Genomic DNA, 14,310 nt, shown 5'->3' with positions numbered 1-14,310 from the left:
GCTCCTACGGCGCGACGGGCTCGTGGTTGAGCGTCTTGTACGTGTAGGCGGTGCCGATCAGCACGACCGGGACGCTCACGAGCGCCCCGATTCCGCACACGATGAAGCCCGCCGCCGCGACCAGGCCTCCGACGATGTACCAGACGATCGTGTTCGCGAGGTTGTCCCTGACGAACATCACGCTGGCCTTGATCGCGTCGACGGGCGCCATGCCCTTGTCGACGATGAAGTACAGCGTGTACGACGTCGCGAAGCCGATCACGATCGCGGGCAGGTAGCACAGGATCGTGCCGACGAACGTCGCGGCCGCGACGATCACGCTGGCGACGATCACCGACCCGAGGTTGTCGGTCTTGATCACGTCGGAGAACAGGAACGGCCTGCCCTCGGTGACGTTCAGCGACGCCCGGACGATGCCCGCGCCGATGATCCAGCCGACCACGAGCAGCACCGCCGACAGCAGTGACTGGACGATCAAGCGGCCGAAGAACCCGGTGCTCGAGTCGGTGAGGCCGCTGGTGGCCAGGCTGCCGATGACGGCGACCACGCCGACCGCGACGAGGACGACGAGGATCGACACGATGATCTGGCCGGCGTTGGCCTGGAACTTCGCCCAGCCGTAGGACAGGGCGTTGCCGAGGCTGTAGCCGGTGCTGTCACCGCCGCCGTACGCCGGCGCCGGAGGTGGCGGGGGAGGCGGTGTCTCGCCGTACCCGCCCGTGGGCGGGGGAGGAGGGACCTGGCCGGGAGGGGGCTCGTGCGTCGACATCCGTTGCTCCTGGGTCGGTGCGGAGAAGGCAGTCGCAACGTAGCGCCGGGGAACCTCCTCAGGACAGGCTCAGTCGGGCTATTGGCAGGCATCTGAACGCCTGCTTCGGGTACCGCTTCCCCGAGCTTGCCCCGGCGGACAGGATGGTCGACATGAGACGCAGGTCACGCGCGCAGGAGATCGAGGAGGCCGACGTCCGCGTCGGGGAGCCCAAGGGCTCCGCTGCCGGGGTCCCGGCGGTCGCGGTCGCGATGAAGCGAGCGGTCGAGCACATGGGCGTGGTGCGTTCCTCCCGCACGCTGCGCAAGCTCAACCAGGTGGGCGGTTTCGACTGCCAGGGGTGCGCCTGGCCCGACCCCGACGCCGAGCACCGGCACACCGCTGAGTTCTGCGAGAACGGCGTCAAGGCGGTCGCCGACGAGGCCACGCGCGAGCTGCTGGATCGGGAGTTCTTCGCCCGCCACAGCGTGGCCGACCTCGCCGACCACACGGACTACTGGCTCAACCGCCAGGGCCGGATCACCGAGCCGATGGTCCTGCGCGAGGGCGGCGCCCACTACGAGCCGACGTCGTGGGAGGACGCGTTCGCGCTGATGGCGCGCCACCTGCGAGCGATCTCGCCGGACCAAGCGGTCTTCTACACCTCGGGCAAGACCTCCAACGAGGCCGCGTTCCTCTACCAGCTCTTCGCCCGCGCCTACGGCACCAACAACCTGCCCGACTGCTCGAACATGTGCCACGAGTCGACCTCCGTCGGCCTGGCCGAGGTCATCGGCATCGGCAAGGGGTCGGTGACGCTGGACGACATCCACCACGCCGAGCTCATCGTGATCATGGGTCAGAACCCGGGCACCAACCACCCGCGCATGCTGACGGCGCTGGAGGAGGCCAAGGGCAACGGCGCGAAGATCATCGCGGTCAACCCTCTCAAGGAGACCGGGCTCGTCCGGTTCAAGAACCCGCAGAAGGTGCGTGGCGTCGTCGGCCACGGCACCGGACTCGCGGACCTCTACCTCCAGATCCGGACCAACGGCGACCTGGCGCTGCTGCAGGCCCTGGGCCACCTGCTGCTCGCCCGGGGCGCCGTCGACCAGGACTTCATCGACCAGCACACCACCGGGTTCGACCAGTACGCCGCGGCCGCGACGCTGCTCGACTGGGACGCCGTCTTGCAGTCCACCGGCCTGACACGCGCGGAGATCGAGCAGGCGGCGGACCTGCTCGCGTCCTCAGAGCGAACGGTCTTCTGCTGGGCGATGGGCATCACCCAGCACCGCAACGCGGTCGCGACCGTCAAGGAGATCGCCAACCTCGCGTTCCTGCAGGGCAACATCGGCAAGCCTGGTGCCGGTCTCTGCCCGGTGCGCGGGCACTCCAACGTCCAGGGCGACCGGACCATGGGCATCTGGGAGCGAGCTCCGGAGCACTTCCTGGACGCCCTGCGCGACGAGTTCGGCTTCGAGCCGCCGCGCCAGCACGGGTTCGACAGCGTCGCCGCGATCAAGGCGCTGCGCGACGGTGACGCGAAGGTCTTCATGGGCATGGGAGGCAACTTCGTCTCCGCCGCGCCCGACACCTCCGTCACCGAGGACGCGCTGCGCTCGGCCGCCCTCACCGTGCACGTGTCGACGAAGCTCAACCGCTCCCACGTGGTCCACGGGAGCGAAGCGCTGATCCTGCCCGTTCTCGGCCGCAGCGAGCGCGACCTGACCGGTGGCAGGAAGCAGCGCGTGACCGTCGAGGACTCGATGTCGGCCGTGCACGCCTCGCAGGGTCCGCTCGAGCCGGCCTCGCCGCACCTGCGCTCCGAGGTCGACATCGTCTGCTCCATCGCCGAGGCGGTCCTCCCGGACGGGCGCGGCATCCCGTGGACCGACTTCCGGGCCGACTACTCCGAGATCCGGCGGCGGATCGCCCGGGTGGTGCCTGGCTGCGCGGCGTACGAGGAGAAGGCCGACCAGCCGGGCGGCTTCACCCTGCCGCACCCGCCCCGTGATACCCGCACCTTCCCCACCGGGAAGGACAAGGCGATCTTCACGGTCAGCCCGATCGAGGTCCTGCACGTCCCCGACGGGCGGCTGCTGCTGCAGACCATCCGCTCGCACGACCAGTTCAACACCACGATCTACGGCCTGAGCGATCGCTACCGCGGCATCGAGGGCGGCCGCCGGGTCATATTCCTGCACCGAGACGACATCGCCGCTCTGGGGTTCGCCGAGGGCGACCACGTCGACATCATCAGCGAGTGGGCGGACGGGTCCGAACGCCAGGTGCCGACCTTCCGGGTCGTCGCCTACGACCAGCCCCGCGGGTGCGCAGCGGCGTACTACCCCGAGACCAACCCGTTGGTCCCGCTCGAGCACACGGCCGAGGGGAGCAACCAGCCTGCCTACAAGTCGGTGGTGGTGCGCCTGGAGCCGTCGACCGGCGGCCGGACCGGGGTCACGCAGGCGAGCGACGCGAACAGGCGGGTGCCCTCCGGGCGAGGCGACGAGACGAAGCGGGCGGTCCAGCCGCACCACCTGAGCTGACCGCCCGCACCCGGCGGAGAGTCACACTGGGCCGGTGAGCAACCTCGAGGACCGGCCCGACGAGCTGACGGCCGCCTGTGCGGTCACCCCGGGCGTGGAGATCATGACCCCGCGCGACGTCCCACTCGGCGGGCCGCGGGCGATGCGGGTCCGCCGTACCCTTCCGCAGCGACAGCGCTCGCTGATCGGCGCCTGGTGCTTCGTCGACCACTACGGGCCCGACCGGGTCGCCGACACCGGTGGGATGGTCGTGCCGCCGCATCCGCACACCGGGCTGCAGACGGTCAGCTGGCTGTTCACCGGTGAGGTGGAGCACCGCGACAGCGCCGGCCACCACGCGATGGTGCGGCCCGGCGAGGTGAACCTGATGACCGCCGGACGCGGCATCAGTCACTCCGAGGTCTCGCCGCCGTCGACGACCACGCTGCATGGCGCGCAGCTCTGGGTGGCGCTGCCGTCCTCGGACCGCTTCACCGACCCCGGCTTCGCCCACCACGCACCGTCGCCGGTCAGCGGACCGGGGTGGGAGGCGCGGGTGTTCCTCGGGTCGCTGCTCGGAGAGACGTCCCCGGTCCCGACGTACACGCCGTTGCTGGGGGCAGAGCTGCTCCTCTCGGCCGGCGCGACGCTCGCGCTCGACGTCGACGCGACGTTCGAGCACGGCGTGCTGGTGGACACCGGGGTGCTGTCGGCCGACGGCGTCGAGACCAAGCCGAGCGACCTCGCCTACGTGCCACCCGGCCGCTCGACGCTCACGCTGGCGGCGCACGACGAGCCGGTGCGGTTGCTGCTGCTCGGCGGCCCGCCGTTCGGCGAGAGCATCGTGATGTGGTGGAACATCGTGGCCCGCACCCACGAGGAGGTCGTCGCCTGGCGCGAGCAGTGGCAGGCGCAGATCAGCGACGCCGGTCTCGTCGACGGCCACTTCGGCATCCCGGTGGGGGACACCCGTCCGCCGATCCCGGCGCCGCCGCTGCCCAACGCCCGGTTGAGGGAGCGCCACTGAGGGTGTCGGAGCCGTCCGCCAGGATGGCGCCATGGGACCTGTGACCGGCGAGGACGGCATCCTCCGCTGCCCCTGGGCCGGTGGCCCGGGCGTGATGCGCGACTACCACGACACCGAGTGGGGCGAGCGGGTGCACGGGGAGGCGGCGTACCTCGAGCGGCTCACCCTCGAGGCCTTCCAGTCCGGGCTGTCCTGGTCGACGATCCTCAACAAGCGCCCGGCGTTCCGCGAGGTCTTCCACGGCTTCGACGCCGAGGCGATCGCAGCGTTCGACGAGGGTGACGTCGAGCGGCTGATGCAGGAGCCGCGTGTCGTGCGCAACCGGCTCAAGATCGAGGCGACGCTCACCAACGCCCGCGCCACCGTCGCACTCCGCGAGGCCGAGGGCCTCGAGGCGTTCGTTCTCTCGTTCGCCCCGGACGAGCCCACCGACTGGCACGACACCTCCGAGATGGTCTCCACCTCCGCGGAGTCCGTCGCCCTCTCCAAGGGCCTGAAGAAGCGCGGCTTCGCCTTCGTCGGCCCCACCACCATGTACGCCCTGATGCAGGCGCTCGGCATCTTCGACCCGCACCTGGTCGGCTGCTTCCGCCACGGTCTCAACGACTGAGCCCGGGCCGGCGGTGGTCGCGCTTGTCGAGACCCCGGCAGCGTGCGCAGGGCTCCGACTGCACGGATCACCACGGGCGCGTTGCTTGCACGGATCTCGACGGGCCCTCAGGCCCCAGGGGCCTTCGCTGCTCGATCAGCGGCTCCGGCCTCAGCGCAGCGCGGCGGCCTCGGCGGCGAGCCGCGTGACCCGCTCCCAGTCGCCGGCCGCGAGGGCGGCGGCAGGGGTGATCCAGGAGCCGCCGACGCACCCGACGTTCGGCAGCGCGAGGTACGCCGGCGCCGAGGCGGCCGTGATGCCGCCGGTCGGGCAGAAGCGGGCGGCCGGAACCGGCGAGGCGACGGACTGGAGGAACGCCGCCCCGCCGGAGGCCTCCGCGGGGAAGAACTTGAGCTCGGTGCACCCGGCCTCGAGCGCGATGAGCACCTCCGAGACCGTCGCGGTGCCGGGGAGGAACGGCAGCCCCGTCTCCCGCATCGCGTCCAGCAGCGACGGCGTGGCGCCGGGGGAGACGAGGAACGAGGCGCCTGCGTCAGCGGCCTGCTGAGCCTGGGCAGGGGTCACGATCGTGCCGGCGCCCACCCGGATCTCGGGGACCTCGGTGGCGATCGCCTTGATCGCGTCGAGGGCGACCGGGGTGCGCAGCGTCAGCTCGATCGCGGGCAGGCCGCCGGCGACCAGGGCGCGAGCCACCGGGACGGCGTGCTCGAGCGACTCGATGACCACGACCGGCAGCACCGGCACCAGGTCGAGCAGGGACTCGGTCAGGGGCTCGGTCAGGGGCTCAGACGGGCTGGACAACGGGGGCCTCCTGGGAGTGCGGCGCGGGCGGCGCGGTGACGTCGGGGAACACGCTGGCGCCGGTGTCGGCGGACCCGACGGTGGAGCGGAACGCCGCGAAGAGCTCGCGACCGGTGCCCGCCCACGCGGCGCCCTGCGGCGCACCTCCGGTGACCGGCCGGCTCGCGAGCTCCTCGCGGTCGACGTGCAGGTCGAGCACCCCCGAGTCCGGGTCGACCGTGACCAGGTCGCCGTCGCGCACCCGCGCGATCGGCCCACCGAGCGCAGCCTCCGGGGTGACGTGGATGGCAGCGGGCACCTTGCCGGAGGCGCCGGACATCCGGCCGTCGGTGACGATGGCGACCCGCTGCCCTCGGTCCTGGAGGACGCCGAGGGCAGGGGTCAGCTTGTGGAGCTCCGGCATGCCGTTGGCGGCCGGACCCTGGTAGCGGATCACCGCGACGAAGTCGCGGCCGTCGAGCTCACCCGCACCGAACGCCGCGAGGAGCTCGTCCTGGTCGTCGAACACGACGGCGGGGGCGGTGACCAGGCGTTGCTCGGGCTTGACCGCCGACGTCTTCACGACGGCGCGGCCGAGCGGACCGGTGAGCACGCGCAGGCCACCGTCGGGTGCGAACGGGTCGTCGGCCGGGCGCAGCACCGAGAGGTCGAGCGACTCCTTGGGGCCCTCCTCCCAGGTCAGGTCGCCGGTCGCCGGGTCGCCGCGCAGTACCGGCTCGCGGGTGTAGAGCGAGAGGCCGTGACCCGCGACGGTCCGCACGTCCTCGTGCAGGAGCCCGGCGCGCAGCAGCGTGTGCACCAGGAAGGCGATGCCGCCCGCGGCGTGGAAGTGGTTCACGTCAGCGGCGCCGTTGGGGTAGATCCGGCACAGCGACGGGACGACCGCGGACAGCTCGGACAGGTCGTCCCAGGTCAGCACGATGCCGGCGGCCCGGGCGATCGCGACGAGGTGGATCGTGTGGTTGGTGGAGCCGCCGCTGGCGAGCAGGGCCACGCAGGCGTTGACGATCGCCCGCTCGTCGACGATCTCGCCGATCGGCGTGGGCTCGCCGCCCTGCCGGGTCAGCTCGGTCGCCCGGCGCCCGGCGGCACGGGTCAGCGCGTCGCGCAGCGGTGTGCCCGGGTTGACGAACGACGACCCGGGCAGGTGCAGCCCGAGCACCTCCATCAGCAGCTGGTTGGAGTTGGCGGTGCCGTAGAACGTGCACGTCCCAGCTGAGTGGTACGACGCCGCCTCGGCCTCGAGCAGCTCGGCGCGGCCGACCTTGCCCTCGGCGTACAGCTGGCGGACCTTCGCCTTCTCGCCGTTCGGCAGCCCGGAGGCCATCGGCCCCGCGGGCACGAAGACCGTCGGCAGGTGGCCGAAGGACAGCGCCCCGATGAGCAGTCCGGGCACGATCTTGTCGCAGACCCCGAGCATCAGGGCGCCGTCGAACATGTCGTGCGAGAGCGCGATCGCGGTTGACATCGCGATCACGTCGCGGCTGTAGAGCGAGAGCTGCATGCCGTCGCGGCCCTGGGTGATGCCGTCGCACATCGCGGGCACGCCCCCGGCGAACTGGGCGATGCCGCCGGCGCGGATCACGGCCTTCTTCAGCTGCTCGGGGTAGTCGCGGAAGGGCTGGTGGGCCGAGAGCATGTCGTTGTACGCCGACACGATCGCCAGGTTGGGCTTCACCCGTCCCCGCAGCGCCTGCTTGTCCTCCGGCTCGGCGGCCGCGAAGCCGTGGGCGAGGTTGGCGCAGGCGAGGCGGCCGCGTGCCGGCCCGCTCTCGCCGGCGGCGCCGATCCGGCGCAGGTACTCCGCGCGGCTCTCGGCGCTGCGCTCGACGATCCGGTCGGTGACGGCCTTGACCGTTGCATTCATCGGGGTGGTCACTGGTCGAGCTCCTGCCAGTTTCGGCCGTCCCGCTCGAGGAGCATCGCGGCGGCGGTGGGTCCGGGAGTGCCGGCGGGGTAGCGCTTCGGGCGCTCGGCGGCGGCCGCCCAGCGCTTGAGGATCGGCTCGGTCCAGGTCCAGGCGGCCTCGACCTCGTCGCGCCGCATGAACAGGGTCGGGTTGCCCTTCATCACGTCCATCAGCAGTCGCTCGTAGGCGTCGGGCAGCCGCACCTGGAACGCGGTGGCGTAGCTGAGGTCGAGCGACACCGGGCGCAGCCGGTAGCCGCCGGGGCCGGGCTCCTTGGCGGTCAGGTGCAGCTTCATGCCCTCGTCGGGCTGGACCTGGATGTGCAGCCGGTTCGCGGTGGTGACGCCCTCCGCGCCGGGGAACATCGAGTGCGGGGGCTCCTTGAAGACCACGACGATCTCGGAGATCCGCCGGTCCATCCGCTTGCCGGTGCGCAGGTAGAACGGCACGCCGGCCCAGCGCCAGTTCTGCACCTCGGTCTTGAGCGCCACGAACGTCTCGGTCAGAGATCCGCCCTGCCCGCCGGTGGCCTTCAGGTCGTCGGAGTACGACGGCACCGCGGCTCCGTCGACAAGGCCGGCGACGTACCGGCCGCGCACGGTGTCGCGGTCGACGTCCTCGTCCTGCATCGGCTTGAGCGCCTGGAGGACCTTGAGCTTCTCGTCGCGCACGGTCTCGCGCCCGACGTACGTCGGCGGCTCCATCGCCACCAAGCAGAGCAGCTGCAGCAGGTGGTTCTGCACCATGTCCCGCAGCGCGCCGGCGTTGTCGTAGTAGGGGCCGCGGGCGCCGACGCCGACGGTCTCGGAGACCGTGATCTGCACGTGGTCGACCCACCGGGAGTTCCACAGCGGTTCGAGGAACGTGTTGGCGAACCGGGTGACCAGGAGGTTCTGGACGCTCTCCTTGCCCAGGTAGTGGTCGATGCGGAAGATCTGGGACTCGGCGAACACCCGGCCGACGGCCTCGTTGACCTCGCGGGCCGAGGCCAGGTCGTGGCCGATCGGCTTCTCCAGCACGACCCGGGCGCGCTCGTCGACCGCGCCGATCTCGTCGAGCCGTTGGCAGATCGAGCCGAACAGGCGGGGGGCGACCGCGAGGTAGAACACGCGCACGGCGTCCTCGACGCGCGGCCGGTCCTTGAGCAGGGCGTGGAACCGGTGCCAGTCGTCGGGGTCCTGGGCGTCCAGGGGGAGGTGGTGGAGGCGGGCGGTGAACCGGGCGAGGACTTCCTCGCGCAGGTCGGACCGGGGGACGTGCGTCGTCAGCGCCGACCGCACCGCCTCTCGCCAGCCGTCGTCGTCGAGCTGAGAGACGGAGACGCCGAGGATCCGGGTGTCGGCGGGCAGCTGTCCCTCGAGGTCGCGGTGGTAGAGCGAGGGCAGCAGCTTGCGGAGCGCGAGGTCTCCGGTCCCGCCGAAGACGGTGAAGTCGCACACGTCGGGAAGCGCGTGCGAGGCCGGAGTCGGGTCCATGTCACAACCGTAAGGAGAAGTTTGGATCGATACAACCCTATCTAAGGTCTTTTCGAGATCAAAGACGAGCGGTTTATGCTCACCCCGTGACTCAGCTGGTCGAGAACCGCGAGACCGCCGCCCCCGCCACCGCCGGAGAGCTCCTCGAGCTCGTCCGCACCGGACGCGCGAGCACCCGCTCCCAGCTGCGTGCCCTGACCGGGCTCTCGCGGACCGCGGTCACCGCCCGGGTCAGCTCGCTGACCTCGGCGGGCCTGCTGCTGCTCGGCGAGGAGCTCGCGTCCACCGGTGGCCGGCCCCCCGGCGCCCTGGTCTTCAACAAGGACGCCGGCGTGGTGCTCGCGGTCGCGATCGGCCGCTCCCGCACGCAGCTGGCCGTGCTCGACCTCGATGGCCAGGAGCTGACCGCCGACTCGCGCGACCACGAGGTCGGGGTGGGCCCCGACGAGCTGATGGCCGAGATCGTCGCCCGCTTCCGGGTGCTGCTCGAGGGCGTCGAGCCCCGGGTGCTCGGCATCGGCCTGAGCCTGCCGGGCACGCTGGACCCCGCGCGGGGTCTGAGCATCGGGTCGCCGGTGATGTCGGGCTGGGACGGCGTGCCGCTCGCGCCGTACTTCGCCGACCTCGCCCAGGCGCCCCTGTTCGTGGGCAACGACGCCGACGTGCTGGCCCGCTCCGAGCTCCTCGGCGGCGCCGGTGACCTCGACGACGTGCTGGTGGTCAAGGCCTCCACCGGCCTCGGCCTCGGCATCATCGCCGGCGGGCGCGTGCTCAGCGGCCACCTCGGTGCGGCGGGCGAGATCGGGCACACGGTGGTCGACCCCGCCGGGGACCTGCCGTGCCGTTGCGGCGCGGTCGGCTGCCTCGAGACGATCGCGGGCGGGTGGGCACTGGTCGCGAAGATGGCGGAGATGGGGCACCCCGTCGGGCACGTCCGCGAGCTGGTCGCGCTCGCCCTCCAGGGCGACTCCGCGGCTCGGGGCCTGCTGCGCGACAGTGGCCGTGAGCTCGGGCAGGTGCTCGCGGTGGCGATCAACCTCTTCAACCCCGCCGCGGTGGTCATCGGCGGCGACATGGGCGCGGCCTTCGACTTCTACGTCGCCGGCGTGCGCGAGAGCGTCTACCGCCGGGCGGCCCCGCTCGCCACCCGCGACCTCAAGTTCCTGCCCTCCACGCACGGGGCCCGTGCCGGCGTCGTCGGCTGTGCGGCCCTCGCCCTCGACCACGTGCTCAGCCCTGTCGCGGTCGACAGCCGGTTGGCCGCGCAGGGCTGACGCCGGCGGCACGTCACGCCGGTGTCGGCGCAGCGGTCGCGGCGTCGCTCGTCAGCCGCGCGCTCGGCTCGACCGCCATCTGCGGGTCCGCTGCCGCGTCCCCCCACTACCGTGTGCGCGTGACCCGAGTACACGCCTTCGGCGACGACGCGCTGGGCTCCCTCGACGCGGTCGGGCTGGTCGAGGCGATCCAGGACGGTGCGGTCGCGATCACCGACGTGATCGACGCCGCCATCTCCCGCACCGAGCGGCTGCAGCCGGACCTCGGTGCCATGGCTTACGTCGCCTACGACCGCGCCCGTGCCGAGGCGCTCGACCCGCGCGGCGGCTACTTCGCCGGTGTCCCGACCTACCTCAAGGACAACGTCGACGTCGCCCGGATGCCCACCCAGCAGGGTTGCGACGCCTACCGCGGCCGGCCCGTGGCCCGGGACGGCGACTTCGCCCGGATGTTCCTCGCGACCGGGCTGGTTCCCCTCGGCAAGACCCAGCTGTCCGAGTTCGGGTTCAGCCCTGCCGCCGAGCACCCGCGCCTCGGCCCGGTCCGCTCGCCCTGGGACACCGCGCGCACCGCCGGCGCCTCCTCGGCCGGTACGGCGGCGCTGGTGGCCGCCGGCGCCGTACCCCTCGCCCACGGCAACGACGGCGGCGGCTCGATCCGCATCCCGGCGTCGGTCAACGGCCTGGTCGGTCTCAAGCCGACCCGCGACCGGCTCGCCCAGGACCGGCTCACCCGCCAGATGCCGGTGCGCATCGTGTCCGACGGCGTGCTGACCCGCTCGGTGCGCGACACCGCCGCCTTCCTGCGCGAGGCCGAGCGCGTCTACCGGGCACTCTCGCTGCCGCCGATCGGGGACGTGGCCCGGCCCGGCCGGGCGCGCCTGCGGATCGCCGTGCACACCGGTGGTCTGGGCCGCACGGTCGCGCCCGAGGTCGCCGAGCTCACGCTCGAGACCGCGCGGCTCCTCGAGGAGCTCGGCCACCACGTCGAGCAGGCCGAGCACCCGGCGCCGGCGACCGTCCCGGATGACTTCCTGCTCTACTGGTCGATGCTCGCGATGACGATCGTGCGCACCGGTCGCCGCGTCGCCGGGCCCTCCTGGGACCGCGGGCTCCTCGACAACCTCACCCTCGGCCTCGATCGCCACTGTCGGCGCCGCGCCCACCGGCTCCCCGGGGCCATCGCCCGGCTCCGGCGGCTCTCGCGGGTCTCCGCGCAGTTCCACCAGCGCTACGACGTGGTGCTCACCCCGACGCTCGCGCACGAGACACCCCTGGTCGGCCACCTCGACCCGACCAACGACTTCGACACCGTCATGGAGCGGATCCTGGAGTGGGTGACGTTCACCCCGTGGCAGAACGCGACCGGCGACCCGGCCGTGTCGCTGCCGCTGGCGACCACCTCGAACGGCATGCCGCTGGGCATGATGTTCTCCGCCGGAGCGGGTCGGGAAGCCACCCTGCTGGAGCTCGCCTACGAGCTCGAGGAGGCCTCTCCTTGGACGCCGATCACGGCCCCGATCACGGGCTGATCAGGCGGCTCCGGACGGGGCTGCGGGGCCGATTTCCAGATCGCCCGCACCCGTGTGTAGAGTTCTCCGTCGTTGCCCCTTTAGCTCAGTCGGCAGAGCGTCTCCATGGTAAGGAGAAGGTCTACGGTTCGATTCCGTAAAGGGGCTCTGGGCAGGATTTTGCGTGCTGCGGTTACTCTGGAGCACGCAGCCGTGCCCTCGTGGCGGGGTAGCTCAGGTGGTTAGAGCACACGGCTCATAATCGTGGTGTCGCGGGTTCGAGTCCCGCCCCCGCTACTGCGACTTGACCTCGAACCAACAGCGACACCCAGCATCGACCTCCGAAGGACTTCCCGTGGCCAGCAAGAGCTCCGACGTTCGCCCCAAGATCACGCTCGCGTGCGTGGACTGCAAGGAGCGCAACTACATCACCAAGAAGAACCGCCGCAACGACCCCGACCGGCTCGAGCTCGCGAAGTTCTGCCCGCGCTGCCGCAAGCACACCGCGCACCGCGAGACCCGCTGATCGCACGTCTTCCCAGCACCCCGTCAGAGCTTCTCTGGCGGGGTTGCTGTCATTTCGGGCCCAGGTACGGACCGCCACTAGGTTGGGTTCATGCCAGTCGACCAGTCGCTCGTCGGTCGGGCGTTCCCGCCGACGCCGCCGCGCGCGGTGACCGAGGACACCATCCGCAGCTTCGTGGCCGCGACCGGCGGCGAGTACGCCGGCGGCCCGGCGCCCGCGACGTACCCGATCGTGCTCGCGTTCGACGCGATGAACGCGTTCCTGGCCGCGGAGTCGATCGACCTGCACCGGATCGTGCACGGCGAGCAGCGGTTCGCCTACGAGCGGCCCGTCGTCCCCGGCGACGTGCTCACCGCGACGCTGAGCGTCGGCTCCCTGCGCCAGATCGCGGGCAACGACATCATCGGCACCACCAGCGAGATCACCGACGCCTCGGGCGCCCTGGTGTGCTCGACGAGCGCGACCCTGGTGCACCGGGGGGCCGACGCGTGAGCCTGCCGACCCGCACCTTCACGATCACCCGCGCCGACCTGGTGCGCTACGCCGAGGCCAGCGGCGACCACAACCCGATCCACCAGGACGAGGCGGTCGCCCGCAGCGTCGGGCTGCCCGGGGTCATCGCCCACGGCATGTACACGATGGCGCTCGCGGCCCGCGCCGTCGCGGAGTGGTTCCCGGGCGCCGAGACGGTGAGCCTGGGCTGCAAGTTCACCAACCCGGTGGTCGTGCCCGCCGATGGCGGTGTCGACATCGAGGTCGCCGGTGAGGCGAAGGAGCCTGTGGACGGGCTGACCACCGTCACGCTCACCGTCACCTGCCGGGGCCAGAAGGTGCTGGGCATGCCCAAGGCCGTGGTCCGTGCCTGACCGGCTCGCCGACCACACCACGCTCCGGCTCGGCGGCCCCGCCGCCCGCTGGGTGCGGGCGACCACCGAGGCCGAGCTCGTCGAGGCGGTCCAGGCGGCTGACGCGGCCGGTGAGCCGGTGCTCGTGCTCGGAGGCGGCAGCAACCTCGTCGTCACCGACGAGGGCTTCCCCGGCACCGTGGTCGAGGTCGCGACCCGTGGCATCGAGAGCGACGACACCGGCGAGGCCTCGTGCGGAGGGGCGATGGTCACGGTCGCGGCCGGCGAGACCTGGGACGACCTCGTCGCGCTCGCCGTCGACCGCGAGTGGTCGGGCCTCGAGGCCCTCTCCGGCATCCCCGGCTCCGTCGGTGCGACCCCGATCCAGAACGTCGGTGCCTACGGCCAGGAGGTCGCCCAGACCATCGCCAGCGTGCGGGTCTGGGACCGCAGGCTGCGCGGCATCCGCACGTTCGCCAACGCCGACTGCGGCTTCGGCTACCGCACCTCGCGCTTCAAGGCCGACCCCGCGCGCCACGTGGTCCTCTCGGTGACGTTCCAGCTGCGCCAGGGGAGCCTGGGCCAGCCCGTGGCCTACGCCGAGCTCGCCCGGACGCTCGGCGTGCAGGTCGGGGCCCGGGCCCCGCAGTCGGAGGTCCGCGCCGCGGTGCTCGGACTGCGGCGCGGCAAGGGCATGGTGCTCGACGAGACCGACCACGACACCTGGAGCGCGGGCTCGTTCTTCACCAACCCGGTCGTCGAGCCCTCCGCCGTACCCGACGGAGCGCCTGCGTGGCCCCAGCCTGATGGCCGGGTGAAGACCAGCGCTGCCTGGCTGATCGATCACGCCGGGTTCGGCAAGGGGTACGCCGCCGGGCCGGTCGCGCTGTCGAGCAAGCACCCCCTGGCGCTGACCAACCGGGGTGGGGCGACCACCGCTGAGCTGCTCGACCTCGCCCGCGAGGTCCGAGCAGGGGTCGAGGCCAGGTTCGGGATCCGGCTGGTCAACGAGCCGGTGCTCGTCGGCTGCGAGCTGTAGGGCACGAGCCCGCT

13 protein-coding genes and 2 tRNA genes are annotated in these 14,310 nt (G+C 72.0%); 11 read left to right on the top strand and 4 right to left on the bottom strand.

Going from position 1 to position 14,310, the window contains the following annotated elements; genetic code table 11:
* Positions 1–4: 4 nt before the first annotated feature.
* Positions 5–769 carry a hypothetical protein gene (locus tag AC3ANS_RS20185; RefSeq protein WP_488293362.1) on the bottom strand — a complete coding sequence of 255 codons (765 nt, stop codon included), beginning with the start codon at positions 767–769 and terminating at the stop codon, positions 5–7.
* 152 nt (positions 770–921) lie between these two features.
* Here AC3ANS_RS20185 and AC3ANS_RS20180 point away from each other — a divergent pair, with 152 nt between their 5' ends.
* Genes AC3ANS_RS20180 through AC3ANS_RS20170 form a run of 3 tightly spaced genes read left to right on the top strand, consistent with a single transcriptional unit; the run spans position 922 to position 4,916 of the window.
* Complete coding sequence (locus tag AC3ANS_RS20180; protein ID WP_488293361.1) at positions 922–3,300, top strand: FdhF/YdeP family oxidoreductase; 2,379 nt, start codon at positions 922–924, stop codon at positions 3,298–3,300.
* 34 nt (positions 3,301–3,334) lie between these two features.
* Positions 3,335–4,306 (top strand): pirin family protein, encoded by a 972-nt coding sequence (locus tag AC3ANS_RS20175; protein ID WP_488293360.1) that lies wholly within the window; start codon positions 3,335–3,337, stop codon positions 4,304–4,306.
* 31 nt (positions 4,307–4,337) lie between these two features.
* Complete coding sequence (locus AC3ANS_RS20170; protein ID WP_488293359.1) at positions 4,338–4,916, top strand: DNA-3-methyladenine glycosylase I; 579 nt, start codon at positions 4,338–4,340, stop codon at positions 4,914–4,916.
* 150 nt (positions 4,917–5,066) lie between these two features.
* On the opposite strand, the gene eda is transcribed toward AC3ANS_RS20170, so the two are convergent.
* From eda to zwf, 3 genes are read right to left on the bottom strand one after another with little or no spacing between them, the layout of a single operon-like run.
* The gene (gene eda / locus AC3ANS_RS20165) at positions 5,067–5,684 is read right to left on the bottom strand and encodes a bifunctional 4-hydroxy-2-oxoglutarate aldolase/2-dehydro-3-deoxy-phosphogluconate aldolase (protein WP_488296535.1); all 618 of its coding nucleotides are present in this window, start codon (positions 5,682–5,684) and stop codon (positions 5,067–5,069) included.
* Between the two features lie 16 nt (positions 5,685–5,700).
* Positions 5,701–7,584, bottom strand: coding sequence for a phosphogluconate dehydratase (gene edd, locus AC3ANS_RS20160; protein ID WP_488296534.1), 1,884 nt, complete (start codon positions 7,582–7,584; stop codon positions 5,701–5,703).
* An 8-nt stretch (positions 7,585–7,592) separates the two neighbouring features.
* Positions 7,593–9,101 carry a glucose-6-phosphate dehydrogenase gene (gene zwf / locus AC3ANS_RS20155; RefSeq protein ID WP_488293358.1) on the bottom strand — a complete coding sequence of 503 codons (1,509 nt, stop codon included), beginning with the start codon at positions 9,099–9,101 and terminating at the stop codon, positions 7,593–7,595.
* Positions 9,102–9,187: 86 nt separating this feature from the next.
* Between zwf and AC3ANS_RS20150 the strand changes: the two genes are divergently transcribed.
* The 8 genes from AC3ANS_RS20150 to AC3ANS_RS20115 all read left to right on the top strand — a co-directional run bounded on the left by AC3ANS_RS20150 (position 9,188) and on the right by AC3ANS_RS20115 (position 14,296).
* Positions 9,188–10,375 (top strand): ROK family protein, encoded by a 1,188-nt coding sequence (locus tag AC3ANS_RS20150; protein WP_488293357.1) that lies wholly within the window; start codon positions 9,188–9,190, stop codon positions 10,373–10,375.
* Positions 10,376–10,494: 119 nt separating this feature from the next.
* Positions 10,495–11,907: an amidase gene (locus AC3ANS_RS20145; protein ID WP_488293356.1), complete on the top strand. Its 1,413-nt coding sequence runs from the start codon at positions 10,495–10,497 to the stop codon at positions 11,905–11,907.
* A 74-nt stretch (positions 11,908–11,981) separates the two neighbouring features.
* A tRNA-Thr gene (locus AC3ANS_RS20140) sits at positions 11,982–12,054 on the top strand.
* A 55-nt stretch (positions 12,055–12,109) separates the two neighbouring features.
* Positions 12,110–12,183: transfer RNA gene (locus AC3ANS_RS20135), tRNA-Met, on the top strand.
* A gap of 58 nt (positions 12,184–12,241) precedes the next feature.
* The gene (rpmG, locus tag AC3ANS_RS20130; RefSeq protein WP_121804265.1) at positions 12,242–12,412 is read left to right on the top strand and encodes a 50S ribosomal protein L33; all 171 of its coding nucleotides are present in this window, start codon (positions 12,242–12,244) and stop codon (positions 12,410–12,412) included.
* 90 nt (positions 12,413–12,502) lie between these two features.
* Positions 12,503–12,904, top strand: coding sequence for an FAS1-like dehydratase domain-containing protein (locus AC3ANS_RS20125; protein ID WP_488293355.1), 402 nt, complete (start codon positions 12,503–12,505; stop codon positions 12,902–12,904).
* Positions 12,901–13,278, top strand: coding sequence for a MaoC/PaaZ C-terminal domain-containing protein (locus AC3ANS_RS20120; RefSeq protein WP_488293354.1), 378 nt, complete (start codon positions 12,901–12,903; stop codon positions 13,276–13,278). Before AC3ANS_RS20125 ends, AC3ANS_RS20120 begins: the two co-directional genes overlap by 4 nt.
* Positions 13,271–14,296, top strand: coding sequence for a UDP-N-acetylmuramate dehydrogenase (locus AC3ANS_RS20115; RefSeq protein ID WP_488293353.1), 1,026 nt, complete (start codon positions 13,271–13,273; stop codon positions 14,294–14,296). The genes AC3ANS_RS20120 and AC3ANS_RS20115 overlap by 8 nt, the downstream gene beginning before the upstream one ends.
* Positions 14,297–14,310 lie beyond the last annotated feature (14 nt).

This window comes from Nocardia sp. 149-1B, assembly GCF_057747975.1.
The sequence above is the reverse complement of the archived record's forward strand: the minus strand, read 5'-3'. Positions and strand labels throughout refer to the sequence as shown.

What these genes read in the sequence shown, in the direction of transcription:
- edd (WP_488296534.1), bottom strand. Translation starts at nt 7,584, where the DNA reads ATGAATGCAACGGTCAAGGCCGTCACCGACCGGATCGTCGAGCGCAGC.
- AC3ANS_RS20125 (WP_488293355.1), top strand. Translation starts at nt 12,503, where the DNA reads ATGCCAGTCGACCAGTCGCTCGTCGGTCGGGCGTTCCCGCCGACGCCG.
- AC3ANS_RS20185 (WP_488293362.1), bottom strand. Translation starts at nt 769, where the DNA reads ATGTCGACGCACGAGCCCCCTCCCGGCCAGGTCCCTCCTCCCCCGCCC.
- zwf (WP_488293358.1), bottom strand. Translation starts at nt 9,101, where the DNA reads ATGGACCCGACTCCGGCCTCGCACGCGCTTCCCGACGTGTGCGACTTC.
- AC3ANS_RS20180 (WP_488293361.1), top strand. Translation starts at nt 922, where the DNA reads ATGAGACGCAGGTCACGCGCGCAGGAGATCGAGGAGGCCGACGTCCGC.
- AC3ANS_RS20170 (WP_488293359.1), top strand. Translation starts at nt 4,338, where the DNA reads ATGGGACCTGTGACCGGCGAGGACGGCATCCTCCGCTGCCCCTGGGCC.